The following is a 26,110-nucleotide window of genomic DNA, read 5'->3' as shown; positions in this document are numbered from 1 at the left end:
GCCTGCAGTCGCGGCTCCGACCAGTTGATGGCGCCCCACGCCAGCTTGCTCGACAGCACGCCGAGGCCGGTGTTGACCATCCACAGCGGCAGCGCCACGTAGCGCAGCGCGGCGCCCCAGCGCAGCGCGCCCTCACGGCGCCGCACGAGGTACACCAGCCCCACGATGCCGAGCAGCGTGAACATCGCCATGTTCACCCAGGTCGAGGCCCCATGGAACGTCACGAAGCGCACGAGCCTGCCGAGCTTGGAGTCGATCGGGACCGACAGCGCGAGCCCGCCGGTCGCGAGCATGAAGGCGAGGGCGGCGGCGACCTTGGGCCAGGGTGTGCGCATACGTGCTCGTCTTTCGTCGTCTGGGCCGCGGCGGTCTGCCACATGGTAGCAGGAGGCCGCACGCCCGCCGGCGCACGCGAACCCCGGCGGTGGCCGGGGCGTCTCAACACCACGCCGCAGGGGCACGAACTGTGCGTGCCCGGCCGTCGCGTCGAGGGGATGCGTCATGTCGATCAGGCGCCTCGTCACACTTCTCACGGTAGCCGCGCTCGCGGCCTCCACCGTCGGCTGCACGCCCAAGCGCGCCGGCAGGACGCTCACCGGCTCGGACAGCGGCTCGGTGATCGAGGTCGGCGTCGGCGACCGGTTCACGGTCGCGCTCGCCGAGAACCCGACCACCGGCTACCTGTGGGCGGTGTCGGGCGCCCTGCCGAGCATCGTCGAAACGGCGAGCGACGACTACGACTCGGAGTCCGCGCCCGGGCTCGTCGGCGGCGGCGGGACGCGCACGATCGTCTACCGTGCGGTCTCGGCGGGCAGCGGGGATGTGGGCCTGGTGTACGTGCGGCCGTGGGAGACGACCGGCACGCCGGCGGCCACGTTCACCGTCACCGTACGCGCGAGATGACCCCGGCAGCGAAGCCGGCCGGCTACCGCGAGCGCACCACCAGGTTGCCGTCCGTCACCGTCCAGTCGGTCACGAGCATGCCGACCGCGGTGCGGAAGCGGTCGAGCCCCGCACCCGGGGTCCCGTTGTCCTCGACGACGACGTTGAGCCGCGCTCCGTCGGCGCACACCCCGTAGAACGCCGCGTCGTTGCCCGCGACGTTCACGTACGTGACCGCGTAGGCGCGCGTCAGGCCCGCGACGGTCATCATCAGTGTGCCCGTGGGAGCGCGGTAGCCCGGGTCACCGGGCGCGCCGACGGGCGACGGGTCTACGCCTCCGCCTGGTCGACGTCCCTGAGCTGGCCCAGGCCCTTGAGCAGCGTGCCGACGAAGAACACTCCGAGCGCGGCCGCCACGGCCGCGAGCACGACGTCGCACGCGGACAGCCCGCCGAACGCGGGCGTGACCTGCGGCGCACCGGTGAAGAACAGGACCGCGTTGACGACCACGAGCAGGATGCGCATCTCGGTCGGGCCGAGGCGCGAGTACGAGATGCGGAACACGCCGTCGACACACGTGCGCACGTACACGAGCACGGACATCGCGAGGTAGCCGATGTACGCGAGCGCCGCCAGGTCGAAGCGCACGAACGGCGACACGCCGAACCCGAGGAAGACGAGCGCCTCGGCGATGACGTCGACCGTGTGGTCGATGTAGAAGCCGTACTTGGGCCTCTCGACATGGCGGACCCTCGCGAGCGTGCCGTCGGCGCTGTCGCCGAGCCAGTTCACGAACAGTCCGAAGGTGGCCAGCCACAGGAACGCCGGCGAGATCCTCGACAGCGCGTAGCCGGCGAAGATGATGGCGGCGCCCGCGAGCCCGAGCGCGGTCAGCACGTCGGGAGTGACCCATGCGGGCATCCGCTCGCACATCGCGACAAGCAAGCGCTTCTCCGCAGGTCCGGTGATCGTGTCGAGGACCCTCTGGTGCTTGGCGATGTCGGTCATGCGCGCACGTCCCCCTCCTCGCGCCGTACGGGCGCGGTGCCCTCAAGCGCGTCGAGTTCCGCCAGCGCCTCCGGCCACACCGCGTGCGGCATCTGCCACTGCTCGGGGCGCTGACGGATCGTCTCGGCGGCCACCTCGAGGACGCGCTCCGCGTTCGCGGCCGCGGCGTCGGGCCCGCGCCCGCCGTCGAGCGGCACGGGGCCCGCGACCCCGACCTCGTATCGGCCATCACCCAGGCCCCGGACGAGCGGCACGAGCAGCGGCGCCCCGGAGCGCACGGCGAGCCGGACGTGCGCGGTCGTGAGCGGCGCGAGACGGCCGAAGAAGCGCACGGGGTTGCGGGCGTCCGGCATCGGCCGGTCGATGCCGGTCACGACGGCGCCGCCACGCCCGAGGTGCCGGTCCGCCTCGCGCAGGGCCTGCATCGATGCGGGTGTGACGCGCAGCCCCGCTCGCGCCCTCCACCGGTTCTCGCGGCGATACCCGGCGCCCGGGTCGGGCGGTGTCAGCACCTGCGCGTTCAGCCCGAGGTTTCCGAGCGTGACGATCGCCAGGTCGAACGCGGACAGGTGCGGACCCGCGACGACCATCGGCTCGCCGGACCTGTGCCGCTCGACCCATTCGCGCATCTCAGGCGTGGGCGTCACGTGCGCGAGCAGCTCGTCTCTCGGCGCGTCGATCAGCCGGTACGTGTCGTACAGGCACCGCGACTGGTGCAGGAGGGTCTCACGGACCGCGCCGTCGAGCTCATCGCCACCGAGCCGGCACCCCGAGACCACCCAGCGGTTGGCGCGCAGCGCGCGGACGACCTCGCTGTCCCGTCGCCGGGCGAGCGCCTCCGCGACCCGGCGCGCGACGCCACGGCCGACGCCCTCGGGAAGACCGCGGGCCACGCCCGCTGCGAGCGCGAGTCCCGCTCCGCTGTTGACGATCCTGTCGGCGAGCCGCGGCATGCCACCTCCCCAAGGACCCCTCCGTCAAGAGCGTACCGCACGGGCGGCATCTGCTACGCTCGCGGGAGCGTGCGCGACGGGAGGGGCCGCGTGGCCGACGAGCGAGCAGTGACCATCGAGCAGTTCGGCCTGGGCGACCGCCGCATCCGCGAGTTCGCGTTGCTGCCATGGCGGCTCTACCGCGACGACTCGCTCTGGACGCCCCCGCTGAACATGGACCTCGTCGGCAACCGCCTGCTCGGCACCAAGGGGCTGCTCACCGCCGAACACCCGTACCACCGGCAGGCGACCGTCACGCACTTCCTCGCCCGCCGCGACGGCCGCGCCGTCGGACGCGTCTCCGCCGCCGTCGACGAGCGGTTCAACGACTTCTACGAGGACCGCTTCGGCTTCTTCGGCTTCTTCGAGGTCGAGGAGGACTACGACGCCGCGGCGGCCCTGCTCGACGCGGCCCGTGACTGGCTCGCCACGCAGGGCGCGCGAATCATGCGCGGCCCCGGCGACTACACGAACGCGACGCACATGCGCCAGGCGGTGCTGGTCGACGGATTCGACACCCCGCCGACCGTCGAGCTCACGCACAATCCGCCGTTCTACGGCGAGTTCCTCGAGCGCTGGGGGCTCGCGAAGGTCAAGGACTACCACGCGTACCTGATCGACCTCGCGAAGATGCCCGAGCGGCTCGGCCACGTGGCCGACGGCGTCCGCAAGCGCTATCCGAACATCACGACGCGGCAGGTCGACATGAAGCGTTTCACCGAGGAGGTCCGCCTCATCATCTCCATCTACAACGAGGCGTGGCGCGAGAACTGGGGCTACCTTCCGATCACGGAGGGCGAAGCCGACGCACTCGCCGAGAGCCTGCGGCCGATCGTCGACCCGGGGCTCGTCCGGTTCGCGTTCGTGGACGGCGAGGACGCGGCCGTGCTCGGCGCGTTCCCCGACCCGAACTGGGCGCTGTTGCCGAAGAGGAAGTGGTACGGCGACGGCGACCCGGTCCGCCTGATGCGCCTGCTGCGCGTGCGGCGGCACATCCCGCGCACGCGGCTGATGTTCTTCGGCATCCGGCCCGCCTTCCGCAGGATGGGCATCGACGCGCTGCTGTTCGACGAGACGCTCACGCACGCGAACGAGCGCGGCTACACGACGACCGAGGCGTCGATGCTGCTCGAGGACAACGAGATGATCCTGCGCGCTTCGGCATCGATGGGCGGCGAGCGCTACAAGACGTGGCGGATCTACGAGCGGCCGCTGGGCGACGCTGCGCCGGTGGCCGGCGAGATCACGGAGCCGCTGCCGCCGGCCGCGGGCGAGGAGTAGCGCGGGACCCGAGAGCGCCTCGGCGCGCACGACAAAGTGCAAGGCGCCCGTTCCTCCGAGCGAACCTCGCGTTGCCGCTGGGCCCATCCGGTCTCACAAGCGCCTTGCATCACGTACTCTAGCGGACCTTCGCGCCGCCGCAAGTCGTTTCCGCAGGTAGTTGGCGAGCGGCGGCGAGGACGCGCCCGGCGGTGCGTTCCACAGGGTTGTCCACCTGGTTTCCCACAGGCGCGCCGCGCGAGCGCGCCTCGGACGTCGTCCGTAGCGGGATCGGACTCCCTCTGCCGCTACCCGATGCCGGCGTGGTAGCTCTGCAGCGACCGCACCCCGTCGCGTGTCCCGCGGTGCGCCTCGATGCCGAGGGCTGCGGCGAGGGCGGCGGTCGTGGTGGTGATGTACGGGACGCGATGCTTGATCGCGGCCTTCCGGATGTACGAGTCGTCGAACTCGCTGCTCTTGCCTGCCGGCGTGTTGACGATCAGATGGATCTCGCCGTTGACGACGGCGTCCTCGATGTTCGGGCGGCCCTCGTGAAGCTTGAGCATGGTCTCAGCGGCGATCCCCTGCGACGCCAGGAACGCCGCGGTGCCGCTCGTCGACACGATCGTGAAGCCGAGCTCCGCGAACTTGCGCGCTGCGGGGAGCACCAGCTCACGGTCCCGCTGGGCTACCGTGATCAGTACCGTGCCCGAGTCCGGCAGCTTCGTGCCGGTCGCCTCCTGCGCCTTGTAGAACGCCAGGCCGTACGAGCCGGCCAGGCCCAAGACCTCGCCGGTCGAGCGCATCTCGGGACCGAGCAGCGGGTCGACCTCGGGGAACATGTTGAACGGGAAGACCGACTCCTTCACGCCGAAGTGCGTCACCGTCCGGTGCTCGAGCCCGAGATCGCCGAGCTTCGCGCCGAGCATCACGCGCGTGGCCAGCCGCGCCATCGGGATGTCGCACACCTTGCTCACCAGCGGCACCGTGCGAGACGCGCGCGGATTCGCCTCGAGGACGTACACGACGCCCTCCGAGATCGCGTACTGCATGTTCATGAGGCCCACGACGCCCAGCTCGATCGCGATGCGCTTCGTATAGTCGCCGATGGTCGCGAGGTGCTCCTCGGAGATGCCGATCGGCGGGATCACGCATGCCGAGTCGCCCGAGTGGATCCCCGCGTATTCGATGTGCTGCATCACCGCTGGCACGAAGGCGTCCGCGCCATCGGAGATCGCGTCCGCCTCGCACTCCATGGCGTTCTCGAGGAAGCGGTCGATGAGCAGCGGCCGCTCGGGCGTCACGCCCTGGGCGGCGGCGACGTACGTGCGCAGCATCTCCTCGTCGAAGACGACCTCCATGCCGCGGCCGCCGAGCACGTAGCTCGGGCGCACCATGAGCGGGTAGCCGATGCGCGCCGCGACGCCGAGCGCCTCCTCGAGCGTGGAGGCCATGCCGGACTCGGGCATCGGGATGCCGAGCTTCTCCATCATCGCGCGGAACCGGTCGCGATCCTCGGCCAGGTCGATGGTCTCGGGGTCGGTCCCGACGATCGGCACGCCCGCATCCTCGAGCGCCCGCGCGATGTTGAGCGGCGTCTGGCCGCCGAACTGGCAGATGACGCCTTCGGGGCGCTCCTTCTCGTAGATGGCGAGCACATCCTCGACCGTGAGCGGCTCGAAGTACAGCTTGTCTGACGTGTCGTAGTCGGTCGAGACGGTCTCGGGGTTGCAGTTGACCATGATGGTCTCGTAGCCGAGGTCGCGCAGCGCGAACGCAGCGTGCACGCAACAGTAGTCGAACTCGATGCCCTGGCCGATGCGGTTCGGGCCGCCGCCGAGCACCATGATCTTGCGCCGGCCGCTCACCGGCACGCTGTCCTCGGCGTTGTAGGACGAGTAGTAGTACGCGGCGTCCTCGACACCCGACACCGGCACCGGCTCGTAGGCGTGCTTCAACCCGAGCGCGAGCCGCTGCTCGCGGACGCGCGTCTCGGTGACGCCGAGGATCCTCGCGAGGTAGGCATCCGCGAAGCCGTCCCTCTTCGCGCGCGTGAGCAGCTCGTCGGGCAACTCGCCGCCCTTGTAGGCGAGCACCTCCTCCTCGAGCGCGACCAGCTCGGCCATCTGCTCGATGAACCAGCGCTTGATGTGCGTGCGGCGCACGAGGTCGTCGAGGTCCGCGCCCTTGCGGATCGCCTCGTACATGATCCACTGCCGCTCACTGGACGGCTCGGCGAGCATCGCGAGCAGGTCCTCGAGCGGGCGGGTGTCGAAGTCACGCGCGAAACCGAGGCCCATGCGCCCGTTCTCCAGCGAGCGGATCGCCTTGTGCAGCGACTCCTTGTAGGTCTTGCCGATGGACATGACCTCGCCCACGGCGCGCATCTGCGTGCCGAGCTTGTCCTCGGCGCCCTTGAACTTCTCGAACGCCCAGCGCGCGAACTTCACCACCACGTACTCGCCGGACGGGGTGTACTTCTCGAGCGTGCCGTCGCGCCAGTACGGGATCTCGTCCATGGTGAGCCCGCCCGCGAGCCGGCTCGACACGAGCGCGATCGGGAAGCCCGTCGCCTTGCTCGCGAGCGCCGAGGAACGCGACGTGCGCGGATTGATCTCGATGACGACGACCCGGTCGGTCTTCGGGTCGTGAGCGAACTGCACGTTCGTCCCGCCGATGACCTCGATGGCCTCGACGATGTCGTAGCTGTACTTCTGAAGGCGCGCCTGCAGCTCGGGCGAGATGGTGAGCATCGGTGCGGTGCAGTACGAGTCGCCCGTGTGCACGCCCATGGCGTCGACGTTCTCGATGAAGCAGACCGTGATCATCTGCCCCTTGGCGTCGCGCACGACCTCGAGCTCGAGCTCCTCCCAGCCGAGCACCGACTCCTCGACCAGGACCTGACCGACCAGCGACGCCTGCAGCCCACGGGCGGCGATCACGCGCAGCTCGTCGAGGTTGTAGACGAGGCCGCCCCCGGTGCCGCCCATCGTGTATGCCGGACGGATGACGACCGGGTAGCCGAGATCAGCGGCGATGCGCTCGGCATCTTCGACCGTCTCGACGGTCGTGCTGCGCGGCATCTCGATGCCGAGGCGGTCCATCGTCTGCTTGAACGCAAGGCGGTCCTCGCCGCGCTCGATCGCGTCGGGCCCGACGCCGATTATGCGCACGCCGTACCTCTCGAGCACGCCGGTGCGATACAGCTCGGACGACAGGTTCAGGCCGGTCTGCCCGCCGAGGTTCGGCAGAAGGGCATCCGGGCGCTCGGCGGCGATGATCTCGGTGATCGTCTCGAGGTTGAGCGGCTCGATGTATGTCGCGTCGGCCATGACCGGATCGGTCATGATCGTCGCGGGGTTGCTGTTGACCAGCACGATCTTGTAGCCGAGCGCCCGGAGCGCCTTGCACGCCTGCGTGCCGGAGTAGTCGAACTCGCAGGCCTGACCGATGACGATGGGGCCTGAGCCGATGATGAGGACCTTCTCGATGTCGTCGCGCCTGGGCATGCCGCGCACTCCCCCCGATGAGCCATGCGGGACCGTCTTGCCCATTCAACGGGAGCGCGCGGCGCGGCGCAATGGGAAACACGACGGAAACGCAAGCCCGTCGCGCCGCAGCCGAGCGCAACCCGACCGTCCGCCCGGCCGAGAGGCCACGGGGCACCCTCGCAACTGCCCTGCGGGCGGGGTCCGGACGCAGCCGGCCCAATGGGCGGACGCGCTACTTCGCCGAATGCCCCGTGCCTCCGGTGACCCGGATGTCACCGATCAGCCAGCACCCCTCGCCTGCCTGGTCATGGAACCACAGGTAGTAGTCGCCGCCAGCGCCGGCGAAGTCCGTGATGCTGACCGGGACCCGATGCCACTCCCCATCGCCGACGACGGAGACGCAGGCATCGGCCCGGTCGACACTCGCGCTGTACTTGCCGAGCGGGGCCGGGATCACGCGCACGTCCATCTCGCACTTGTATGGGCAGCCGCTGTATACGTCGAACACCAGCGTGTAGTCACGTCCGTGCTCGAAGTGGTACAGATCCTCGCCGTCCGTGCAAGCGAACGACCAGCCCCACGTCGCGAAGTCGACCTTCATGACGAGGCCCTGCCGCCGGCCCGTGGGATCCGCGACCAACTGCGGGACGATGGGCGTTCCTTCGTTGTCCCAGTAGCGCGACGCCGCCGCCCACTCCCAACCGGTCGCCGACGCCTGGTTCTTGGCGGTCGCAACACCAGCCGAGCACGGAATGACGACCGCCAGCGCCACGATGAGCGCGACGCCCCTCCCGACCCGGATGATCCTCATCGCGAACACCCCCTCCCTACCCCGGAGGGGTCTCGCGTGGCGGTTCCGTAGAGATCCGCGAGGATCTCATCGATCGGGGGCCGGTCTCACCTTTGGCTCGTCGTCGGCTGGGTGACCGTCAGTGTGGCGCCGACGGGTCTTCGCTTCCCTTGGGGCCGCCCTCGCAAGGCCCCTCCCGTGCATAGTCCCGTATGGTTTCTGTATACCCACGCGAGCCCGCAACGGGCGGGCCGCGCCGACCTTCCGCCGCGCGGTCGTCCCGGCCTCGCGAGCGGAGCGATCCGAAAGCAAACAGGCCGGAGAGCCTTTGGGCCTCCGACCTGCGAGTTAGTTGGTCGCGGGGACAGGATTTGAACCTGTGACCTTCGGGTTATGAGCCCGACGAGCTACCAGACTGCTCCACCCCGCAATATGCGATTGCCGCCTTGCGGCGGAGGCACATGGTAGCGCCCTCCCTGGGTGCCCGCAACACGAGCTCGGGGCGTGTGTGGCTGATACAGCTAGCGTATGCCCGAGTGGTGGCTCTGCAGCGACCGCACGCCGTCGCCGCATCGTCGAGGAATGCGGGACTGACGGGTGCATCCGCGAGAACACGCCCCCGGTCCAGCTCCTGGCGGCGGCGGGATCGGCGCTCGCGGAAGCGCTCGCTAGCGTGCCAGCAGCTCGACGCTCGCTCTAGCCACGCCGATCAGCGTCTGCGGGGCGACGCCCACGACCAGTGTGAGCGCCGCCAGGGGCGCGATGGCGAACGCCTCGCGCACTGTCATGTCCGTCATGGCGAGACGGTGCTCGTTCACCGGCCCGAAGACGACACGCTGAAGCATCCACAGCAGGTAACCGACTGTGAGCATCACCGCGCCGGAGGCCAGCACCGAGTGCAGCCGGAACTCCTCGAACGAGCCGATGACGACCATGGACTCCCCGACGAAGCCGGACAGTCCCGGCAGTCCGAGGGAGGCGAACGAGGCGAAGACGAACGCCCCGGCGATCAGCGGCGTCACCTTCGCGATGCCCCCGTACTCGGCGATCTCGCGGGTGTGTGTCCGCTCGTAGACGGTGCCGACCAGCAGGAACAGCAGCCCCGCGATCAGGCCGTGGGAGAACATCTGAACGACAGCGCCGCTGATGGCGGTCGCGGTGCCCGCGGCGATGCCGAGCATCACGTAGCCCATGTGCGACACGGAGGAATAGGCCACGAGACGCTTGAGATCGCTCTGCATGAGCGCCACGGCCGCGCCGTAGACGATCGAAACGAGCGCCAGCGCGGCGATGAAGGGCCTGGCGGCCTCGAAGCCGTGCGGGAGCATCGACGGTCCGAACCTCAGGAAGCCGTACGACCCCATCTTGAGCAGCACGCCGGCCAAGAGCACCGAGACCGCCGTCGGCGCCTCGACGTGGGCGTCAGGCAACCACGTGTGCAGCGGGAACATCGGCACCTTGATCGCGAGCCCGATCGCGATGGCGGCGAAGATCACCGTCTGGGTCCCCGGATCGATCGTCGCAGCCAGCGGCGCGATCTCGACGATGTCGAACGTCGAAGCGCCGGTCCTCAGGTACAGAGTGATGATCCCGGCAAGCATCGCCATGCTGCCAGCGAGCGTGTAGATGAAGAACTTGACCGATGCGTACGACCTTCTCGGCCCGCCCCATATCGCGATGAGGAAGTACATCGGGATCAGCACGACCTCCCAGAACAGGAAGAACGCGATCAAGTCGAGCGCGACGAACACGCCGATCAGTCCCGCCTCCAGGAGCAGCAGCAGCGTGTGGTACTCGCGCACCCGGTCCTCGATGCCCCGGGAGGCCAGCACCGCGACCACCGTCAGCAGCGCCGTCAGGAGCACCATCGGCATCGAGACCCCGTCGACGCCCAGGTGCATCGACGTGTTCAGCGCAGGCACCCACGGCAGCGCGAGCGAGAACTGGATCGCTGAGGACGCGCGGTCGAACGACACCCACATCCACGCCGCGAGCCCGAACACGACACAACTCAGCGACAGCGCCGCGTTCCTCGACCACGAGGGGCGCGAACCGCTCAGGAGCGAGATCGCCACGCCTCCGAAGAGCGGGACCAGAACCATCGCGACAAGGGCGATCTGCATCGTCGTCACCGTCGGCTCCCTATCTGAACAGCGCTGCCGCTGCCTGGTCGGTGGCCCGCAGTGCCCACTCGGGCAGGACGCCGAGCGCGACCGTCGCCGCAAGCGCTATCGACATCGCGACCGCGGTGCGCGCACCGACCGGCACCCGTGTCTCGCCGGCTGGCTCCCGCACGTACATCACCCACACGACGCGCAGGTAATAGTAGAGCGAGATCACGCTGTTGATCACGCCCACCGCCACGAGCCACGCCAGTCCGGCGCGCGCCGCGTACAGGAAGATGTAGAACTTGGCCATGAAGCCGGCGAGAAGCGGAAGCCCGCCGAGCGACAGCAGAGCCACGGCGAGCGAGAGCGCCAGCAGAGGAGCGCGCCTCGACAGCCCGGCGTAGTCCTCTATCCGGTCGCTGCCGATCGCCCTCGAGCAGATCACGACCACCGAGAAGGCCGCGAGGTTGGCCGCCGTGTACGCGACCGCGTAGAAGAGAACGGCGCCCACGCCCTCCTTCGTCATCGGCGCCAGCCCAACGAGAAGGTAGCCCGCCTGAGCGATGCCGGAGTATGCGAGCATGCGCTTCATGTTCGTCTGCATGAGCGCGCCGAGGTTCCCCCACGTCATCGAGAGTGCCGCCATCGCGCCGAAAATCATCGCCCAGTCGAGCGGCACGTGGACGCCGGTGACGATGATGCGCAGCGCCAGCGCGAACCCGGCGAACTTCGAGCCGACCGATAGGAACGCCGTGACCGGCGCGGGGGCCCCGTCGTAGGCGTCGGGCACCCAGAAGTGGAACGGCGCCGCGGTCACCTTGAACGCGAATCCCGTCAGCAGCAGCACGATCCCGAGCGCCACCACCGGCTGGATCGCGTTGCCTTCCGCGGCCAGCTCGGCGCCGATCCCGACGAGCGTGCTCGTGCCCAACGCGCCGTAGATGAGCGTCATCCCGTAGAGGAGCACCGCCGTGGAGACGAGCACGAGGAGCAGGTACTTCAGCGACGCCTCGCCGGACCTCGGATCTCGCTTCGCATACCCGATCAGCACGATGAGAGGGATGCTGGACAGCTGCAGCGCCACGAAGATCGTGAACAGCTCCGCCGAGGAAGCCAGCACCATGTGGCCCAGCGTGCACCAGACGACCAGAAGGTAGTACTCGGCGGACCACTTGGAGAACGTCGGCACCGAGTCGACCGAGAGCAGCAGGACCAGGACGCCGATCCCGATGAACAGCAGCCGGAAGAACGTCGAGAGCCCGTCCACCTGCACGACGCCGGCGAACAGCGTCCGCTCCGTGCCGGCCAGCACCACCGTGGCAACCCCCGCCAGGAGCAGGCCGGCCACGCCGAGATACGCCGCCGCCGGCTTGCTGCGCGCGGGCTCGGTCGCGCGACCCGGCCACAGCACGTCGGCCACCAGGATGACGACGCCGGTCACCGCGACGACGATCTCGGGCAGAAGATGCGTGTAGGTGCCGAACTGGTCGCCCACTGTCACCCTCCCGCCAGCTTCGTCAGCAGCGGCTCGAGACCGCTCGTGATAGTGCCGTGCATGGAGGCCGGGAAGAGCCCGACCACCATGATCGTCAGGCAGAGGGTGCCCACCGGCACCAGCCCGATCGGCGACGGGTCGCCGATGTGCGCGATGGCCTCGGAAGGCTCGCCGAGCAGGATCCGGCCGAGCAGCCGCAGCAGGTACGCCGCCGTGATCACCACGCCGACGAACGCCGCGGCGGCGAGCACCGGCGCTGTGTTCACCAGGCCGACATAGACCAGGAGCTCGGCCACGAACCCGCTCGTCGAAGGCAGGCCCATGCTGGCCGCACTGGCCACGACGAACGCGGCCGCGACCAACGGCGTCTGCTTCATCAGCCCCGAGATCTCGGCGATCTGTCTCGTGTGCGAGGACTCGTAGACGTAGCCGACGAGCGTGAAGAACAGCGCCGTCATGATGCCGTGGGCGAACATCTGGAACACCGCGCCGGAAAGACCGAACTCGCTCGCGACGGCTAGGCCCAGCAGCACATAGCCCATGTGGCTGACGCTGGAGTAGCCGATGACGTACTTCAGGTCGGACTGGTTCATCGCGCAGAAGGCGCCATAGACGACGTTGACAGCTCCGATCACCCCGATCAGCATCCGCCAGTCGGCGAACCCGGTCGGGAACATCCACATCCCCAGCCTGATCACGCCGTACGCTCCGAGCTTGAGCAGCACGCCCGCGTGCAGCATCGAGACCGCCGTGGGCGCCGCGACGTGCCCGTCGGGCGACCAGGTGTGCAGCGGCCAGGTCGGGATCAGCGTGCCGAACCCGATGAGCGCGAGCAGGAACATCCAGCGCTGGAACTCCGCGCCGAAGTCGTTCTCGGCCCACACGCGCATGTCGAAGGTGCCGGCGCCCACGTTCCAGTACGTCACGACCAGCACGAGCATGAGCGCGGCGCTGCCGGCGAACAGGAACAGCGTGAGCTTCATCGCCGCGTAGTCCTTGCGCGTGCTGCCCCAGATGGAGATGAGCAGGTACATCGGCAGGACGGCCATCTCGTAGAAGAAGAACAGCAGGAACGCGTCGAGCGACGCGAACACGCCGAACACGCCGGAGACCAGCAACAGCAGCAGCACGAAGAACTCGCGCGGCCGCTCCTCGACGCTCCAGGAGGCGAGCACGCCGGTCACGATGACGATCGCCGTCAGCAGCAGCATCGGCACGGAGACGCCGTCGACGCCGAGCGTGTACGACACACCCATCGACGGGATCCACGACACCGTCTCGACGAACTGGAACCCCGCCGCGGTCCGGTCGTACGCCCAGTACAGCCAAGCCGCGCCGACGAGGCTTACGAGCGTGAACGCCAGCGCGATGTACCTCGGCGCGCCACGCCCTCGGCCGAGAAGGCCGATCAAGGCCGCCCCGGCCAGGGGCGCCAGCACGATGACCGAGAGCACCGGCACGCCGCTCATCTCGCGAACACCGCCACCAGCACTACCACGGAGAACGCGAGAAGCCACAGGTACGTCTGAACGTTGCCCGTCTGGAGCTTGCGGGTCCTCCAGCCGGACTCGACCACGCTCTCGCCGAGCCGGTTGACGGCGCCGTCGACCACCTTGTGGTCGAAGACGTCCAGTCCTCGGCTCGCCGCGAGCCCGGCGGCGCCCACCGCCCGCACGACTCCGTCGACGACCGCGTCCGCCCTGTCCGACCAAGCGGCCATCGCCATGATCGGCCGGACCACCGCGATCTCGTAGATGCGGTCGATCCAGAACAGCCCCGTGAGCGGTACCGACACAGCCCTTGGCCGCAGGTGGACGTCAGGCTCGACGAATCGCTTCACATACATCGTCCAGGCCAGCGCGATGCCCGCCGCCGCCACTCCCACGGCGATCCCCATCAGGATCAGGTCCGGCTCGGCGGCCTCGTGATGCCCTAGGTACTTGCCGAACACGTAGCCGCCGACAGGCGAGTTGAACAGGCCCGCCAGCGCGGCCATGATCGCCAGGACCGCCAAGGGCGCGGTCATGACCATCGGCGACTCGTGCGCGTGGGCGGCCCGCTCGGGATCGGCCGGCTTGACGAAGAACGCCATCAGCGTGGAGCGCCCCATGTAGAACGCGGTGAGCCCCGCCGTCAGCACGCCGGCGATGACCAGCTCGACGCGGCCGGAGTGCATCGCCACCATGAGGATCTCGTCCTTGCTCCAGAAGCCCGCGAGCGGCGGGATACCCGCCAGCGACAGCGCGCCGATCACCCACGTCGCGCACGTCCACGGCATCTTCCGCCACAGACCGCCCATCTCGCGCAGATCCTGCGTGTGCGTCGCGTGGATCACGCTGCCGGCGCCGAGGAACAGCAGCGCCTTGAAGAACGCGTGTGTCACGAGGTGGAACATCGCGGCGACCAGGCTGCCGGCCCCCAGCGCCAGCATCATGTAGCCGAGCTGGGAGATGGTCGAGTACGCGAGCACCTTCTTGATGTCGTTCTGGGCCAGCGCTATGAGCGCGCCCATCACGGCGGTGATCGTCCCTATGGTGCCGACGATCGAGAGCGCCAGCGTGCCCGCCTCGAACATGAAGTAGGAGCGCGCCACGAGATAGACGCCCGCGGCCACCATCGTCGCCGCGTGGATGAGCGCGGAACCGGGGGTCGGACCGGCCATGGCGTCGGGCAGCCAGACGTGCAGCGGGAACTGCGCGCTCTTGCCCATCGCGCCCATGAACATGAGCAGCGCGGCGACCGTGACAGCCGGCCCCGCCCAGGCGCCCGACTCGATCGCGTGGCGGGTACCCTCGAACTCGAAGGTGCCGGAACCCCACCAGACGACCACGAGCGAGAGGGCGAAGCCGACGTCACCGAAGCGCGTGACCATGAACGCCTTCTTGGCCGCGGCCGCCGCCTCGGGCTTCTCGAACCAGAACCCGATCAGCAGGTAGGAGGACAGGCCCATGACCTCCCAGCACATGTACATGAGCAGCCAACCGTCGGCCAGGACGACGCCCAGCATCGAAGCGGTGAACAGCGAGATTGCGCCGTAGTACCAGCGGAAGCGCTCATCGTGCTCCATGTAGCCGATGGAGTAGACCTGCACCAGCAGGCTCACGAACGAGACCACGACCAGCATGACCGCCGTCAGCGAGTCGATCTGGAAGCCGACCGTGGCCTCGAACCCGCCTACCGTGATCCACGGCATCGACGCGCCCACGCTGTGTCCGTGCTGGGTCAGCGCGACCGCGGCCAGCGCGAAGGCGAGCACGAACGCCTGCGCCGCGATGCCGAGTCCCACCGAGACGCCCTTCGGCAGCAGCCTCCCGGTAGCGAGCACCACCGCGAAGACCACAAGCGGGAAGAGCGGGATCGTCCATCCGTAGCTGAGCAGGTCCACCTCTCACCCCTTCAGTTCCGCGAGCCGGTGGATCGCACCGATGTCACGCTGCCTGTGGAGGTGGACGATGACCGCGAGTCCGACGCCGACCTCGGCAGCCGCCACGACCATGAGGAAGATGACGAAGTTCATGCCGACGGCCTCTTTGGGAGCCACGTGCACCGAGAACGCCGCGAGGTTCAGGTTCACGGCGTTCAGGATCAGTTCGACGCACACGAGCACTCGCAGCGCGTTGCGCGAGGTCAGAGCGCCGTACAGACCGATGCTGAACAGGACCACAGCGAGCAGCAGGTAGTGGTTGAGCGTGATCACGGCCGCACCGCCCCTTCGGCGCCGGCGACCGGCAGCCGCTCGCGGCCATCCAGCGTCGCCCTTACCGCGGGCTCCTCGGCGGTCCCGGCGGGCCGCTCGTCGCCAGGCGGGATCCGCTCGACGCCGTCGTCGGCGCGAGCGAGCACGATGGCGCCGATGAGCGCGATCGTCAGGGCGATGCCCACGAGTTCGAACGGGAGCACGTACCTGGAGAACAGGATGCTGGCCAGCGAGGCCGTGTCGTGGAGGTGCGCCGCCGCGTAGTCCCAGTCGGTGTGCACCAACACGTTGGAGACCAGGATCAGGAAGCACACCGCCAGCGCGAGGGAGAGCGGCCTGGACAGCTGCGTGAAGTCGCCGGTCCTCTCCGGCGCGGCGCGCGTCAGCATCACTACGAAGAGCACCAGCACGGTGATCGCTCCACCGTAGATGAACAGCTGCATCGCGGCGAGGAACTGCGTGCCGAGCAGCATGTAGATCGCCGAGACGGCCAGGAGCGACGCGAACAGCGACAGGACGCCGTGCAGGAGGTTCCTTGCGATGACGAGACCCAAGGCCCCGGCGACCGCGACCGCCGCGTACGCGTAGAACAGGACGAGCGACACGCTCACTCCGCACCCTCCTCCTCGGCGGGCTCTTCGCTCGCCCTCTCGGGCGCCGGGCCCGGCGCGCCCGGCGGCGAGTCGTAGAGCACGAGGATCGTCTCGTCGCGGTGCCTGGGCGCGTGCTCGAACTCGCCGGTGTGCACGAGCGCCCCCGACGGACAGCTCTCGACGCACAGGCCGCAGTACATGCACGTCCCGAGGTCTATCGTGAACCTGCGCAGCACGCGCTTGCCGCCCTCAGCGGGCTTGTCGGCCACCACCGTGATGGAATGGTCCGGGCAGTCGCGCTCGCACACCAAGCACGCCTTGCATGCCGATGAGCCGTCCTCGTCGGCGAGCATCGCGAAGGACATGCGGCTTCGCTCCGGCAGTTCGCGCTTGACGTCCGGATAGCGCTCGGTGATGGCCGGGCGGACGAGGTGCCCGAGCGTGGTCACGAAGCCTCGCGCCATGCCGATCACGCCGCCACCTCCCCGGCCGCGGCCTTGGAGGCTGCCGGCGAGGTCCTGCCGGAGACCCGGATGACGATCAGGACGAAGAGCGCCGCGGCGGCCCATTCCAGCGCGACCAGTGCCGGCGTTCCGACCACTATCCCGACGGCGGTCAAGAACACGTTCAGGATCGCCGCAGGCACGAGGAGCTTCCAGCCGACCGACATGAGTTGGTCGACACGGATCCTCGGCAGGGTGCCCCTGGTCACGATGATGAAGAGCACGATCGTGTAGGTCTTCGCCATGAGAACGACCCAGCCGTACGACGGGTCCGCCCCCCAGCCGCCGAAGAAGAGCATCGCGCCGAGGAGAGAGAGCGTGAACATGTTGACGTACTCGGCGACGAAGAACAGCGCGAACCGCATGCTCGAGTACTCGACGTTGAACCCCCCGACCAGCTCGGACTCGGCCTCGGGCATGTCGAAGGGTACCCGGTTCAGTTCGGCGAGGATGCCGATCACGTACAGCAGCAGCGCCAACGGCTGCGTGAACACATGCCAGATCGGCGACTGCGCCTCTACGATCGCAGAGAGCTTCATCGAGCCGGTGAGCATGACCACGCCCATCACCGACATCAGCATCGGCACCTCGTAGCTGACCTGCTGCGCCGCCGCGCGGAACCCCCCGAGCAGCGAGTACTTGTTGTGCGACGCCCAACCGGCCACGAGCAGACCCACCGGGAAGAGCGCCGCCACGCCGAACACCAGGAAGATGCCGACGTCCAGCTCGACCCCGAGCATCCCGGTCCAGGGCATCGCGATGTAGACGAGCACGGCCGGCACGAACGACATGACCGGAGCGAGCCAGAACAGGAGCCGGTCGGCCTGGGCCGGGATGAGATCCTCCTTGGCCAGGAGTTTGACGGCGTCGGCGATCGGCTGCAGGACGCCGTGCCACCCGGTGACCATCGGCCCGAGGCGTGACTGCACGTGCGCGAGGACCTTCCGCTCCATGTACATGACGACGATCGTGTTGATCATCACGACGATGACGATCGCCACCACACCGGCCAGACTGAGGAGGATGCTCATCGGTCGATCTCCCCGAGAACGACGTCGACCGAGGCGAGGATCGCCACGACGTCACCGATCCTGCAGCCGGCGAGAGTGGCCGGCACGATGTGCAGGTTCGACAGCGCTGGCGAGCGCAGCTTCATGCGCCAGGGCTGAGCCGAACCGTCGCTGACCACGTACGCGCCGAGCTCGCCGCGCGGGCTCTCCACGCGCCGGTACGCCTCACCCGCCGGGGGCTTGAGTGTCCTGGGCACGCCCTCGGCGACGTGCGGGCCCTCGGGCATGCCCTCCAAGGCGAGCCTGGCGATGCGCGCCGACTCGCGCATCTCGGCCACGCGCACGGCGTAGCGGTCGAAGCAGTCCCCGCCCTCGGCGACGGGCACGCGGACGTCGAAGTCCGAGTACGCCGAGTACGGTTCGTCGCGCCTGACGTCGAAGTCGACACCCGAGGCGCGCGCCATCGGTCCGGTCACGCAGAACTCCTCCAGGGCACGCGGCGACATCCAGCCCACGCCCTTCGTGCGCGCGAGGAAGATCTCGTTGCGAGTGAGCAGGCTCTCGTACTCGTCCACGGCGGCATCCATGCCGCGCAGGAGCTCGAGCATGCGACCGGCGGCGCCCGCCGGCAGGTCGTCCTTGACACCGCCGGGCCGGAAGTAGTTGAACATCATCCGGCCACCCGTGACCTCCTCGAAGAAGTCGAGGACGGCCTCGCGCTCCCGGAAGCAGTACAGGAACGGAGTGAGCGCGCCGAGGTCGAGCCCGTAGGTGCCGAGCCACACCAGGTGGCTCGTGAAGCGCACGAGCTCGCACATCAGCACGCGGATGTACTCGGCCTTGCGCGGGACCTCGATCCCCGCCAATTCCTCGACGGCCAGCAGATACGCGAGCTCGGTGTTGAAGCCGGACACGTAGTCGCACCGGTCCATCAGTGCGATGCACTGCTTGTACGATCTGGACTCGCAGAGCTTCTCGATGCAGCGGTGCAGGTAGCCGATCGACGGCTCGGACGCGACGACGATCTCGCCCTCGAGCGCCAGCAGCAGGTGCAGCACGCCGTGCGTGCTCGGGTGCTGCGGGCCCATGTTCAGGATGATGCGCTCGGTGCGCAACAGGCCGTCCGCCGAGTAGCCGCCCACGACCCGCGATCCGGGACGCGGCGCTTCGCGCTCGACAGGCGCTTCGTGCACTGCCGCCACCGGCGACATGGCCGCGCTCATCGCGGGCCCGAGGCTGTCCTCCTTCCCGGAGCCCCTCGCGCCGACCGTGAACGACTTGCGCAGCGGGTGCCCGACGAAGTCCTCGCTCAGAACGATCCTGCGCAGGTCCGGGTGGCCGCTGAATGTCACGCCGAACAGGTCGTAGACCTCTCGCTCGAGCCACTCGGCGCCCGGCCAGGCGGCCGACAGCGACGGCACGTCCAGCGACCCGTCGCGCAGCGGCACCTTGATCGCGACGTGGACGTGATCCTCGCGGCGCGCGAGGACGTAGACCATCTCGAGCCCGCCGTCGCCGTCCACTGCCGTCAGGCACGACAAGTGGCGGAAGCCGCGTCGTTCGCGCAACTCGCCGACGACCGCGAGGAGGTCCTCGCGCCCGACCAGACAGGCCTCGATGCCGCCGGGCCCGATCGACCCCGTGGGATCCGCCGAGGGGATGCCCTCGAGCGCGGGGCGCGTGGCGCTCGCGGGCCCGCTCACGAGCACGGTCCTTCGGCATGGCGCGCCGCGAGCCGCGCGGCCGACGGGTCGCCCGCGATGATGCGGTCCTGAAGGGTGATCAGCGCGTTGATCAGCGCCTCCGGCCTCGGCGGACACCCGGGCACGTAGATGTCGACCGGGACGATCCCGTCGACGCCGGGAAGGACGTTGTAGCCTTCGGCGAACGGTCCTCCGCTGATCGCGCACGATCCCATGGCGACCACGTACTTCGGCGACGCCATCTGCTCGTAGAGCCGCAGGACGCGAGAGGCCATCTTCGGAGTGACCGTGCCCGCCACGATCATGACGTCGGACTGGCGGGGAGAGCCTCGGAAGAAGATGCCGAAGCGGTCGGTGTCGTAGCGCGACGAGCCGCACGTCATCATCTCGATGGCGCAGCATGCTATCCCGAACGTCAGCGGCCACAGAGAGCGGCCGCGCGCCCAGGCGATGAGGCTTCCTATCGGGCCGGTGATCACGCCCGACTGTTCGTCTACACCCACTCCAGCACCCCCTTGCGCCACGCGTACGCCAGTCCGAGCGCCAGGATGCCGACGAAGATCGCCATCTCGACCAGGCCGAACAGGCCGAGTTGGCGGTAGATGACAGCCCACGGGTACAGGAAGACCGCCTCGATGTCGAAGACGACGAAGATCAGCGCGAAGATGTAATACGCGACGCGGAAGCGTATCCAGGGTGGTCCGACCGGGATCTCGCCGCATTCGTACGGCCGGGACTTCGCGACCGCCGGCTCGCGCGGTGCAAGCTTGCGCGGCAGGCTCACCAACAGGACCGCTATCAGCAGTCCCACCAGCAAGAACGCCGTGAAGAGCAGAGCGGCCAGCTCCACGTTCCCTCACCCACTTCCCCGCCAAGCCGAGGTTCCGACAAAGGATCCCGTCCCGGCAGGCAAGGTATTCGCCCGCGTCGCCGCGCTCACCTTCCCGGGAAACCGAGAGACCGGTGAGTGGTGTCAACGCCTCAGCGAACGGCTGGAATCGGGGCGCGAGCGGTGTGGCAGCACAAACAGGCTGGTCACAGCTTCTCAGCCATGCCAAGACGCCGCACGGCGAGGGGAGACCGAGGGACTGGCTGGCACGAGCTGAGACGACGGACCGTCGTGTGTGGCGGTCTTGTTGAAGGTCCGCCCCCACGCGGACCACATGGACCCGGACACGAGAACAGGGCACCTGCCGGCACCCTGTCTGATGTTCTGGTCGCGGGGACAGGATTTGAACCTGTGACCTTCGGGTTATGAGCCCGACGAGCTACCAGACTGCTCCACCCCGCAGTATGTGATTGCCGCCTCGCGGCGGAGCCGTAGAGTACCACGCGGTCAGGGCTGCGACAACCACCCGTCGGCTGTCGCGTTGAGTGGGGGCTTGAGTGCGCGTATCGTCCGTGTCGCACCTCTTCCGGCGACTGGGAGGACACGGATGACCGCCGGCACGCGCCATCCGGGGACGGTCCGCAGCGGCGCTCTGCGATGCGTGGCCACCGCGGCCCTGCTCGTGCTCGCGGCCGCAACCCCGGCCTTCGCCGCGCCTCGCACCATCCGCGTCGGCATCTACGAGAACGAGCCGAAGATCTTCACGGACGAGGAAGGCACACCGTCCGGGATCTTCATCGACCTGCTCGAATCCGTGGCCACGGAGGAGGGCTGGACGCTCGAGTACGTCCCCGGCGAGTGGTCGAAGTGCCTCGCGAACCTCGAGGACGGCACGATCGATCTCATGCCGGACGTAGCGTACTCGGCCGAGAGGGACAGGGTCTACGACTTCCACGCCACACCGGTGGTGCAGAGCTGGTCGTACGTCTACACGCCGGCGAACGTGCAGATCGAGCGACTCACCGACCTCGAGGGCATGCGCGTCGCGGTGCTCGATGGCTCGATCCAGCAGACGGCGTTCACACAGATCGTGAACGGATTCGGCTACGAGATCACCGTGGTGCCTGTGGGCTCGCTCGCGGAGGCGTTCGAGGCCGCCCGTAGCGGCACGGCGGACGCCGCGATCGCCAACCACCTGTTCGGCGACTACTTCGCCGCCACGTCGGGGCTGAAGAAGACGCCGATCGTCTTCAACCCGGTGCCGCTGTTCTTCGCGACCGCGGAGGGCAAGAACCACGACCTCCTCGACGCGGTCGACCGGCACCTCGACTCCTGGATCGCCGAGCCCGCCTCGCCGTACTACCGGGCGTTCGGAGACTGGATGCCGCCACCGGTGGTCAGGACCCCGACGTGGATCTACACCGCGCTCGGCGGCATCGGCGTACTCCTGCTGCTCGCCGCCGTAGGGATAGCGCTGCTCAGGTGGCAGGTATCCGAGCGCACGACGCACCTCGCGGAGGCACGCGAGGCACTCGAAGCGCACCGGCACAGCCTGGAGGACCTCATCGCAGCTCGCACGCAGGAACTCGCGGAGGCCAACGACGCGAAGAGCCACTTCCTCGCACGGATGAGTCACGAGCTGCGCACGCCGCTCAACTCGATCATCGGCTTCTCGAGCCTGCTTTCGCAGGGCATGAGCGGCGAGCTGTCCGACGAGCAGCGCTCCCAGGCGGAGATGATCCACCGTGCGGGCACCCACCTGCTCGGCCTGGTGGACGCGTTGCTCGACCTGTCGAAGATCGAGGCGGGCACCGTGAGGGTGCGGCTCGCCGCCGTGGACGGCGCCGACCTGCTGTCCGACGCCGTCGAGACGCTGCGGCCCGCCGCTGCCGAGAAGGGCCTGGCCCTCGAACTCGATCTGCCCGACGCGGCGCCTTCGCTCGTCACGGACGCGGGGAAGGTCCGGCAGATACTGCTCAACCTCGTCGGCAATGCCGTGAAGTTCACCGACTCGGGGACGGTCCGTGCCCGGCTCGAGCCGCGTGACGACGGTGTGGCGTTCATCATCAGCGACACCGGCCCGGGAGTCCCCGAGAGCGAGCACGAGCTGATCTTCGACGCGTTCCGTCAGGGCGAGCGCACGGACGGCGCCCTCCCCCAGGGCGCCGGCCTCGGGCTCGCGGTCTCCCGCGATCACGCGCGGATGCTCGGCGGCGACGTCACCGCGGCCAACGCGCCGGGCGGCGGGGCGGTCTTCACGCTCACACTGCCGGAACGCTGCCCTGAGCCGGAGGATGACTCCGAGGCGTAGCCGGGCCCGACGCGCACGAGGGGGCGGACGCTCGCGCGCCCGCCCCCTCGATGTCGGATGTGCTCCCGCCGCTACAGCCCGAGCGCGGCCACCACTCCCGCCTCGACGGCCGTTGACAGCGCCCCGTTGCCGCCGAAGATGTACGCGTGCTGGATCTGGCCGGCGTGCGCGCGAAGCGCCTGGTCGGTGAAGTCCGTGAGCGTCGCCGGATGCGTGATGAGCAGCAGGCCGTGCTTCGAGCCCATGCCCACGCCACCGGTGAGCGCGTCCGGGAAGTTCGTGCCGGACGCCACGCCGACATTGGCCCAGTCCGCCCAGTCGCGTGACGGATCCGTGCCGTACTCGGCCACGATCTTCGCAGTCTCGTAGCGGTTGATGCCGCCGAGACGCGTGCTGCCCGCCGTGGACGCCGCCGCCGCGGCGGCCCCGACCGGGTTGGAGACCGCCGCGGTGCCACCGGAGATGTACTGCTCGTCGAACTGGGCCGCGTGCGACGCGAGGAAGCTACGCGTCGGGTCCTTGAGCACCGTCGGCAACGTGAGCAGGATCGGCATCTTCTGCGTGTATGCCATCGGCGAGACCGCCAGCGCGTCCGGGAACAGGTCGCCGCGCGCGAGGAAGTACTGGTGCGTGAACGCCGGGCCCTCGACCTGCTCGATGCGCTGGGCGATCAGCACGGCGGTGTCGTAGCGGGTGTCGCCACCGAAACGTTCGGTATCCAAGCCCATGTCGACGTCGATCTCGGTCGCCACGCCGCTGCCCACCGCGCCCACGCCGCCGAGCACCGTGACCGTCGTGCAGCCCAGGCGCTCGATCTCGGCGCGTGTCGGGTCGGACAGGTCGAGCGACTTGGTGAGCAACAGCGGGCAATCGTACGCGCCGGCAAGGCCGGACGATGCGAGTGCGTCGGCGAAGACGTCGTCTCGCGCGAGGATGACGCGAGGCGCGCCGTCCGGGAAGTTCTCCTCCGAGATCTCGATCGCCGTCAGGATACGGTCGGTGCCGGCGAGACGCTCGAGCGCGCGGACCGCGATCACGACCGTCGCCGAGGCGGTGCCGCCGCGGCCGTCGCTGATGGTGTACGTGAAGCTGTCGGTCCCGTTGAAGCCGACGGCCGGCGTGTAGACGAGCCGCCCGCCCACCATCACGAGCGTGCCATGCGCGGGCTGCGTGTACGACACAAAGGTGAGCGGATCACCGTCGACATCCGAGTCGTTGAGCAGCAGCCGCGCCGGGTCGATCGTGACCGAGGACAATTCGGAGACGCTTGCCGTGTCGTCGACCGCGCGAGGAGCGTCGTTCACCGGCGCCACGGTCAGGGTGACGGTGACGATGTTGGAGTACGCGGTCCCGTCGTATGCGCGATAGGTGAACGAGTCGCCGCCGAAGTAGTCGACGGCAGGCCGGTAGGTGAAGCCGCCGTTCGCGTTCAGCGTCAGCGTGCCGTGGCTCACGGTCGAGACCAGCGACGCGGTGAGCGGATCGCCGTCCGGATCGGTGTCGTTGCCCAGCACGCCCGGGGCCGCGACGGTGAGCGTGGTGTCCTCGTTGAGCGTGTATGCGTTCGCCACGGCGACCGGAGCGTCGTTGACGGCCGTGACGGTCACCGTGACGGTCGCGGTATCGAAGCCGCCGTGACCGTCGGAGACCGTGTAGGTGAACGTGACCGTGCCGTTGTAGTTCGCCGGCGGCGTGAAGACGAGCTTGCCCGCCACGAGCGAGATCGTTCCTGTGGTCGGCTGCGTGAAGGAGTCGACCGTGAGCGTATCGCCCTCGGCGTCGGTGTCGTTGGCGAGCAAGAAGGCCGGGTCGATGGCGATCGGGGTGTCCTCGGGGGTCGTGGTGGTGTCGTCCGAGGCGACCGGTGCGTCATTGACGGCGGCGACGTCGATAGTGACCGTCACGACCTGCGAGACGTCCAAGCCGTCCGTCGCGTAGTAGCTGAACGAGTCGGGCCCGTTGTAGTCGCCGTCCGGCACGTAGGTGAAGCCGCCGTTGGCGTTCAGCGTCAGCGTGCCATGCGCCACGTCGGTCACGAGCACCGAGGACAGCGGGTCGCCGTCCGGATCCGAGTCGTTGCCGAGCACACCGGGAGCCGCGACCGTGAGCGTCGTGTCCTCGGTGGCCGGATAGCTGTCGGCCACCGCGACCGGCGGGTCGTTCTCCGCCGTGACGGTCAGGAAGACGGTCGCCGTGTCGGTGCCACCCTGGCCGTCCGAGACGGTGTAGGTGAACGAGTCCGGGCCGTTGTAGTCGGGCGCCGGCGTGTACACGTACCGGCCGCCGATCTCGACGACGACTCCGTGGAGCGGTTGCGTGAACGACACGATCGTCAGCGTGTCTCCGTCGACGTCGGTGTCGTTGGACATCAGGAACGCGGGCTCGATCGCGAGCGGGGTGTCCTCGGGCGTCGTGGTGGTGTCGTCCGAGGCGACCGGCGCGTCGTTGACCGCGGTCACGGTGATCGTGACCGTCGCGGTGTCGGTGCCGCCATGGCCGTCGGACACGGTATACGTGAAGGTCACTGCGCCGTTGTAGTTCGCCGGCGGCGTGTAGACCAGCTTGCCTGCGACGAGCGCGATCGTGCCCGTGGTCGGTTGCGTGAAGGAGTCGACGGAGAGGGTGTCGCCGTCGATGTCCGTGTCGTTGGCGAGCAGGAACAGCGGGTCGATGGCGACCGCGGTGTCCTCGGGCGTCGTGGTGGCGTCATCCGCCGCGACCGGCGAGTCGTTGACGTTGGCGATCGTGATCGTGACGGTCGCCGGATCCGAGTAGATCCCGCCGTCGTACGCGCGATAGGTGAAGCTGTCCGGTCCGAAGTAGTCCGGCGCCGGAACGTAGACGAACGAGCCGTCCGCGTTCAGCGTCACCGTGCCATGCGTCGGCGTCGTGATGATCGAAGCGGTGAGCGGGTCGGCATTCGGATCCGTGTCGTTGGCCAACACGCCCGGAGCCGCGACCGTGAGCGTGGCGTCCTCCGTGGCTGCGTAGGTGTCGTCATTGGCGACCGGCGCGGCCGCAGCCGGGATACCCGTGATGTCGCGGGTGACCGGGACCGAGGTCGTGGTGCCGTCAGAAGCCGACACGGTGTTGCCCACCGTGCCGTCGGCCAGCACGGTGAACGTGGCGTCGATGGTCTCGGCCTGGCCGCCTCGCAGCGTGCCCAGATCGAAGTCGGCGAAGCCCGGGCCCGAGGCGTCCGCGACAGGTGCGCAGGAGGACAGCGAAAGCTCGCCCGCGTCCCAGGTGTCAGAGACGGTCACGGCGTCCGAGACGGCCTGGCCGTCGTTGGTGACCGTGATGCGGTAGCCGACCGATGAGCCGACGACCGCGGTGGTGTCGCCGGAGGTGACGACCTTGGTCACGGTCAGGTGCGGCGCGGTGATACCCGTGATGTCGCGGGTGACCGGGACCGAGGTCGTGGTGCCGTCAGAAGCC

Annotated in this window: 20 protein-coding genes and 2 tRNA genes; 3 read left to right on the top strand and 19 right to left on the bottom strand. The window is 68.9% G+C overall.

Annotated elements, in window-relative coordinates:
• A partial coding sequence (locus tag FDZ70_00430; protein ID TLM80519.1) for a hypothetical protein occupies positions 1-335 on the bottom strand: 335 nt, incomplete at its 3' end.
• A gap of 166 nt (positions 336-501) precedes the next feature.
• On the opposite strand from FDZ70_00430, the gene FDZ70_00425 reads away from it, so the two are divergent.
• Positions 502-903 carry a hypothetical protein gene (locus FDZ70_00425; GenBank protein TLM80518.1) on the top strand — a complete coding sequence of 134 codons (402 nt, stop codon included), beginning with the start codon at positions 502-504 and terminating at the stop codon, positions 901-903.
• 22 nt (positions 904-925) lie between these two features.
• Here FDZ70_00425 and FDZ70_00420 read toward each other — a convergent pair whose 3' ends face one another.
• Genes FDZ70_00420 through FDZ70_00410 form a run of 3 tightly spaced genes read right to left on the bottom strand, consistent with a single transcriptional unit; the run spans position 926 to position 2,843 of the window.
• On the bottom strand, positions 926-1,153 hold the full coding sequence (locus FDZ70_00420) for a hypothetical protein (protein TLM80517.1): 228 nt from the start codon (positions 1,151-1,153) through the stop codon (positions 926-928).
• Positions 1,154-1,212: 59 nt separating this feature from the next.
• The gene (locus FDZ70_00415; GenBank protein ID TLM80516.1) at positions 1,213-1,890 is read right to left on the bottom strand and encodes a CDP-alcohol phosphatidyltransferase family protein; all 678 of its coding nucleotides are present in this window, start codon (positions 1,888-1,890) and stop codon (positions 1,213-1,215) included.
• Positions 1,887-2,843, bottom strand: a complete 957-nt coding sequence (locus tag FDZ70_00410; protein TLM80515.1) for a hypothetical protein — start codon at positions 2,841-2,843, stop codon at positions 1,887-1,889. Before FDZ70_00410 ends, FDZ70_00415 begins: the two co-directional genes overlap by 4 nt.
• Before the next feature lie 90 nt (positions 2,844-2,933).
• On the opposite strand from FDZ70_00410, the gene FDZ70_00405 reads away from it, so the two are divergent.
• Entirely contained in the window at positions 2,934-4,163 is a 1,230-nt protein-coding gene (locus FDZ70_00405) for an N-acetyltransferase (GenBank protein TLM80514.1), read from the top strand.
• Between the two features lie 287 nt (positions 4,164-4,450).
• Here FDZ70_00405 and carB read toward each other — a convergent pair whose 3' ends face one another.
• The 14 genes from carB to FDZ70_00335 form a co-directional block, all read right to left on the bottom strand.
• Entirely contained in the window at positions 4,451-7,651 is a 3,201-nt protein-coding gene (gene carB / locus FDZ70_00400) for a carbamoyl-phosphate synthase large subunit (protein TLM80513.1), read from the bottom strand.
• A gap of 214 nt (positions 7,652-7,865) precedes the next feature.
• A complete protein-coding gene (locus tag FDZ70_00395) occupies positions 7,866-8,444 on the bottom strand; it encodes a hypothetical protein (GenBank protein TLM80512.1) in 579 nt (192 codons plus the stop codon).
• 332 nt (positions 8,445-8,776) lie between these two features.
• Positions 8,777-8,853, bottom strand: a tRNA-Met gene (locus FDZ70_00390).
• Positions 8,854-9,091: 238 nt separating this feature from the next.
• Positions 9,092-10,546, bottom strand: coding sequence for an NADH-quinone oxidoreductase subunit M (locus tag FDZ70_00385; protein TLM80511.1), 1,455 nt, complete (start codon positions 10,544-10,546; stop codon positions 9,092-9,094).
• Positions 10,547-10,565: 19 nt separating this feature from the next.
• Positions 10,566-12,707 (bottom strand): NADH-quinone oxidoreductase subunit N, encoded by a 2,142-nt coding sequence (locus FDZ70_00380; GenBank protein TLM80510.1) that lies wholly within the window; start codon positions 12,705-12,707, stop codon positions 10,566-10,568.
• Positions 12,029-13,495, bottom strand: a complete 1,467-nt coding sequence (locus FDZ70_00375) for an NADH-quinone oxidoreductase subunit M (GenBank protein ID TLM80509.1) — start codon at positions 13,493-13,495, stop codon at positions 12,029-12,031. The genes FDZ70_00380 and FDZ70_00375 overlap by 679 nt, the downstream gene beginning before the upstream one ends.
• The gene (gene nuoL / locus FDZ70_00370; GenBank protein ID TLM80521.1) at positions 13,492-15,405 is read right to left on the bottom strand and encodes an NADH-quinone oxidoreductase subunit L; all 1,914 of its coding nucleotides are present in this window, start codon (positions 15,403-15,405) and stop codon (positions 13,492-13,494) included. Before nuoL ends, FDZ70_00375 begins: the two co-directional genes overlap by 4 nt.
• Before the next feature lie 9 nt (positions 15,406-15,414).
• Complete coding sequence (nuoK, locus tag FDZ70_00365) at positions 15,415-15,723, bottom strand: NADH-quinone oxidoreductase subunit NuoK (protein TLM80508.1); 309 nt, start codon at positions 15,721-15,723, stop codon at positions 15,415-15,417.
• Positions 15,720-16,520 carry an NADH-quinone oxidoreductase subunit J gene (locus FDZ70_00360; protein TLM80507.1) on the bottom strand — a complete coding sequence of 267 codons (801 nt, stop codon included), beginning with the start codon at positions 16,518-16,520 and terminating at the stop codon, positions 15,720-15,722. Before FDZ70_00360 ends, nuoK begins: the two co-directional genes overlap by 4 nt.
• Positions 16,331-16,885: a 4Fe-4S dicluster domain-containing protein gene (locus tag FDZ70_00355; protein TLM80506.1), complete on the bottom strand. Its 555-nt coding sequence runs from the start codon at positions 16,883-16,885 to the stop codon at positions 16,331-16,333. The genes FDZ70_00360 and FDZ70_00355 overlap by 190 nt, the downstream gene beginning before the upstream one ends.
• A complete protein-coding gene (gene nuoH / locus FDZ70_00350) occupies positions 16,786-17,850 on the bottom strand; it encodes an NADH-quinone oxidoreductase subunit NuoH (protein ID TLM80505.1) in 1,065 nt (354 codons plus the stop codon). Before nuoH ends, FDZ70_00355 begins: the two co-directional genes overlap by 100 nt.
• Complete coding sequence (locus tag FDZ70_00345) at positions 17,847-19,649, bottom strand: NADH-quinone oxidoreductase subunit D (GenBank protein TLM80504.1); 1,803 nt, start codon at positions 19,647-19,649, stop codon at positions 17,847-17,849. Before FDZ70_00345 ends, nuoH begins: the two co-directional genes overlap by 4 nt.
• Entirely contained in the window at positions 19,529-20,254 is a 726-nt protein-coding gene (locus tag FDZ70_00340) for an NADH-quinone oxidoreductase subunit B (protein ID TLM80520.1), read from the bottom strand. The genes FDZ70_00345 and FDZ70_00340 overlap by 121 nt, the downstream gene beginning before the upstream one ends.
• Before the next feature lie 492 nt (positions 20,255-20,746).
• Positions 20,747-20,823 (bottom strand) — tRNA-Met (locus tag FDZ70_00335).
• A gap of 145 nt (positions 20,824-20,968) precedes the next feature.
• Between FDZ70_00335 and FDZ70_00330 the strand changes: the two genes are divergently transcribed.
• Positions 20,969-22,672 carry a transporter substrate-binding domain-containing protein gene (locus FDZ70_00330; protein ID TLM80503.1) on the top strand — a complete coding sequence of 568 codons (1,704 nt, stop codon included), beginning with the start codon at positions 20,969-20,971 and terminating at the stop codon, positions 22,670-22,672.
• A gap of 71 nt (positions 22,673-22,743) precedes the next feature.
• Here the strand turns inward: FDZ70_00330 and FDZ70_00325 are convergent.
• The coding region (locus FDZ70_00325) for a tandem-95 repeat protein (protein TLM80502.1) at positions 22,744-26,110 on the bottom strand (3,367 nt) is incomplete at its 5' end.

The sequence above is a fragment of the Actinomycetota bacterium genome (assembly GCA_005774595.1).
In the GTDB taxonomy this organism is placed as follows: domain Bacteria; phylum Actinomycetota; class Coriobacteriia; order Anaerosomatales; family D1FN1-002; genus D1FN1-002.
Note: the sequence above shows the minus strand (reverse complement) of the source record. Positions and strands in the feature narration are given on the sequence as shown.

What these genes read in the sequence shown, in the direction of transcription:
- FDZ70_00425 (TLM80518.1), top strand. Translation starts at nt 502, where the DNA reads ATGTCGATCAGGCGCCTCGTCACACTTCTCACGGTAGCCGCGCTCGCG.
- FDZ70_00420 (TLM80517.1), bottom strand. Translation starts at nt 1,153, where the DNA reads ATGATGACCGTCGCGGGCCTGACGCGCGCCTACGCGGTCACGTACGTG.
- FDZ70_00415 (TLM80516.1), bottom strand. Translation starts at nt 1,890, where the DNA reads ATGACCGACATCGCCAAGCACCAGAGGGTCCTCGACACGATCACCGGA.
- FDZ70_00410 (TLM80515.1), bottom strand. Translation starts at nt 2,843, where the DNA reads ATGCCGCGGCTCGCCGACAGGATCGTCAACAGCGGAGCGGGACTCGCG.
- carB (TLM80513.1), bottom strand. Translation starts at nt 7,651, where the DNA reads ATGCCCAGGCGCGACGACATCGAGAAGGTCCTCATCATCGGCTCAGGC.
- FDZ70_00395 (TLM80512.1), bottom strand. Translation starts at nt 8,444, where the DNA reads ATGAGGATCATCCGGGTCGGGAGGGGCGTCGCGCTCATCGTGGCGCTG.
- FDZ70_00385 (TLM80511.1), bottom strand. Translation starts at nt 10,546, where the DNA reads ATGCAGATCGCCCTTGTCGCGATGGTTCTGGTCCCGCTCTTCGGAGGC.
- FDZ70_00375 (TLM80509.1), bottom strand. Translation starts at nt 13,495, where the DNA reads ATGAGCGGCGTGCCGGTGCTCTCGGTCATCGTGCTGGCGCCCCTGGCC.
- FDZ70_00355 (TLM80506.1), bottom strand. Translation starts at nt 16,885, where the DNA reads ATGGGCCGCCGCGGCGCTCTTCGTCCTGATCGTCATCCGGGTCTCCGG.
- nuoH (TLM80505.1), bottom strand. Translation starts at nt 17,850, where the DNA reads ATGAGCATCCTCCTCAGTCTGGCCGGTGTGGTGGCGATCGTCATCGTC.
- FDZ70_00340 (TLM80520.1), bottom strand. Translation starts at nt 20,254, where the DNA reads ATGCGGCGAGATCCCGGTCGGACCACCCTGGATACGCTTCCGCGTCGC.
- FDZ70_00330 (TLM80503.1), top strand. Translation starts at nt 20,969, where the DNA reads ATGACCGCCGGCACGCGCCATCCGGGGACGGTCCGCAGCGGCGCTCTG.